The organism is bacterium, from assembly GCA_035703895.1.
Lineage (GTDB): Bacteria > Sysuimicrobiota > Sysuimicrobiia > Sysuimicrobiales > Segetimicrobiaceae > Segetimicrobium.
In genome coordinates this window covers 1-3,266 of the sequence record DASSXJ010000028.1, presented here as the reverse complement: position 1 = coordinate 3,266, position 3,266 = coordinate 1, and the positions used below count along the sequence as shown (strand labels likewise).

The 3,266-nt window shown below is 62.8% G+C and carries 2 protein-coding genes and 1 tRNA gene; all 3 read right to left on the bottom strand.

Going from position 1 to position 3,266, the window contains the following annotated elements; genetic code table 11:
- Positions 1-165: 165 nt before the first annotated feature.
- Positions 166-1,032, bottom strand: coding sequence for an IS21-like element helper ATPase IstB (gene istB / locus VFP86_02095; protein HET8998415.1), 867 nt, complete (start codon positions 1,030-1,032; stop codon positions 166-168).
- Positions 1,029-2,669 (bottom strand): IS21 family transposase, encoded by a 1,641-nt coding sequence (gene istA / locus VFP86_02090; GenBank protein ID HET8998414.1) that lies wholly within the window; start codon positions 2,667-2,669, stop codon positions 1,029-1,031. The genes istB and istA overlap by 4 nt, the downstream gene beginning before the upstream one ends.
- 324 nt (positions 2,670-2,993) lie before the next feature.
- A tRNA-Arg gene (locus VFP86_02085) sits at positions 2,994-3,070 on the bottom strand.
- Between the last annotated feature and the right edge of the window lie 196 nt (positions 3,071-3,266).

The following is a 3,266-nucleotide window of genomic DNA, read 5'->3' as shown; positions in this document are numbered from 1 at the left end:
GAGATGTATTGCTAAACCGCTCACAAGTGCCAACGCCGTGTCGCGAACATATACGCCACGATGGTGCGTTGCGTGCCACGCACGCAGAGAACGGCTGTCGGGACGAGCGGTGAACGGGTCACGCATGCGCGAGGTCTACCCTTGGCTGGTCATCTTTGATAACGTCTAGCCGGCGTCCATGCCTCTGCGTGTGGGTTCCGGAAATTCTGGCGCATCGATTCCGGAAATTCTGATCACGTCGCCAGGTAGGCTGGCCGATTGAGCCGATACCTCAGGTGCGGTGGGGTCGTCAATCCCCAGATGCTTGGTTCGCATCGACGGACCATCCAGCGTGAGGAACCGACCGCGCTCGAGGACGCGGTCGACGATCGCATGCGCGAGGTCTTCGTCATGCAGCACGCGCCCCCACTGGTTCAGCGGTTTGTTCGTGGTGAAGATCATCGCGTGCTTCTTGCGATGCCGATCATTGACCACGTGAAAGAGCACATTGGCGGCGTCCGTGCCGCACGTGAGATAGCCTACTTCATCGACGACCAAGACCGAGGGATGCGTATACGTCGCGAGCACCGCGGCAAAGCGTCCGGCGCGAAATGCCGCGGAGAGATCGTCGATCAATTCGGCTGCTGTCACGAACAGCGCATCGAACCCGTGCTGGATGGCGCGGTACGCGAGGGCGATCGCCAGGTGGGTTTTCCCACGACCCGGTTTACCGTTGAAGATCAGACAGTGGCCCTCTGTCGTAAAGTCGGCCGATAAGGCGGAGCCGAGGAGCGCGAGCCGCACCGTTGATTGATACATGAAATTAAAGTCGTCAATCGTCTTGAGGAACGGGAACCGCGCGCGCCTGACGACCCGTTCGAGTCGCGTCTGTTGTCGGTGCGCGATCTCTTCAGTCACGAGCAGCACGAAGAAGTCTTGATAGGTCCAGTCCTCCTGCTCCGCACGCCGCGCCAGTTCGCGCCACGTGCGTCGCGTATTGGCCAGGTTGAGCCGTTTCAGCAAGGCGTCCATTTCCTGATCGGAGACCATCATCGCCCTCCGTCGGCATCAAAGGGTAGCGCCGTGCTCGGCCGCGTCCAGGCGCTCCGCTTCGCTCCGCCCCCGCGGCGCGGGGCGCCGGGGGCGGCCTGGACCCGGCCTCCGCGCGGCACATCAATCGCGGTTGCCGCCGGCAGGGCGAGTCGAAGCTGGTCGCCGCGCGACATCGACCCGCCAGGATGCCCTATAAACGACGATCGGGCATCGGGACGACCTGTACCATCCCCCTCGATCACGGCCGGCGTCGGCACGGTTGCCGCCAACTCGTGCGCAATGTACTCGGCCCCGATCGTCTGCTCGGCGAGCCCGCGGGTGAAGGCGGCGCGCAGGGCGTCCTCGCCGTACGTGGCGAGCAGGGCGTGCAGGCGATCGACATCGCGGATCCAGATGCGGGGACGTCGATGCGTAAGTTCGGTCAAGTACTCAAGCGCTGAAGGCCCGAGCTCCAGCAAGTGCTCGCGCTGTAGATAGCGCTTGGCACGCTTCCCCGAGACGGCTGCCACGTGTTGGGCGCGATGCTCGGGCAACGTCGATTTCGCGCCAGGTACGAAGAGCCGCGGATGGAGGGCTTGGTAGCGTCCCGCGATGATCCGCACCTGATCGCGATACAGAAACAGCGTCCCCGGAATCCCGATCGCATCGGGCGGCATCGAATAGGGATGGGCGTCATGGATCACCGCTGCCGTGGGTCCGACCACGATCGGGACGCGGAGAGCGAGCTGATCGGGGGCGACCTTGAGCGCGCGGAGCCGCGGACGCTCCACCTCCAGCCGCAACGCCGGAATCACCCCGGTCGCGCGGCACGGCCGCTGCGTGTTGACCTCGGTCCGCCATTCTGCGAGTTGAGCGAGCAGATCGGCGTCATCAAGAAAACGACGCTGTTTGAAGAATGATCCTTTGACCCAGCCGACAAGATTTTCGATCGACCCTTTTTGTTCCGGACGTGAAGGCCAGCAGACCTCGATCCCCACGCTGAGATCGAGCGCGACGCCCGCGAAGATCGGATTCCACTCCGTCACCTGGCCGTCCTTCCCCCATTTCAAGGCGACCGTCTTCGGCCGATCGAACACCGCCAAGAGCGGCGTCCCGCCGATAGCGACGAAGTGGTCCACCAGCGTGCGAACGAGGGTCTCCGTGCACTCGTCCGGCACAATGGCGACTTCCACCCAGCGCGAGTACTTCAACCGCGAGGCAAAAAAGTGCACGCGCTTTCGTGCGCCATCGAGAAAGCGGACATCGACTTCGCCGAAGTCGTGTTGCGAGAATTCTCCAGGGAGGCCCTCGAACCGCACGAGTGGACGGACCCTGGTTGGCCGCAGGGCGCTGACGAGATCGTACAGCGCCGTCTTCCGGCCGGTATATCCGGCGAGCTTCGCACGCCGCAGGATCTCAACCGAGAGCAATTCGGGTTCCCGCGTCAGCAAGTCGACGACTAGGTGCCGAAAGGGCTCGGCCTTCGCCGGTCGACCTATGTCCCGCCGCGCGCGCTCCTGCGTGTTATCAATCTGCGTCACCGCAGGCTCACGCGCGACGCGACGGACGCTTCCGAGAGACACGCCGGCGAGCTTGGCCACCTCGACTTGGGCGTGTCCCGCTCGCCGCAGAACCTGAATCTCGTGCCGTTTGAGCATGTCGATCATCCTTTCCCTCGCTGCTTGAGGCAGCGAGTGTGGGAACCGGCTCGCTGCGTGGTGCGGCGAGTGTGGAACCCGAGGACGTCAGCTCCAAACGGTCAGACTTTCCGGAACGGGAGTGATCAGGATTTCCGGAAAAGGGATGATCAGAATTTCCGGAACCCGCAGCGCGGGGCTCGTCGCAGCTGCTGCCCACATGGTTGCCCACACGCATCACCTAAATCCGCCATGCCCACACGTGTGCCCACACGAAAAATGACGGGTTCTGACGTCCTCTGACGGGGACAGACGGGATGGGAATTCGCAATTTCGCTAAAGATCTGGCGCGCCCGGCAGGACTTGAACCTGCGACCCCCGGCTTAGAAGGCCGGTGCTACTATCCACTGAGCTACGGGCGCATATTATTGTAAGTGCCAGTGTAACCGGTCTTTACCTGTCTGTACCAGATTCATTTTGGCTTTGAGGCCGTTGCTCTATCGGGTCGACGTTTGCCACGGGTTTGAGGCGTGGGACAGATTCGCGTGGCCTGCGTAGAAGGCGACACCGATGGCGAGGACCGTTCAGGCATCACCAGATGACTCTGAGGCCCTCGTA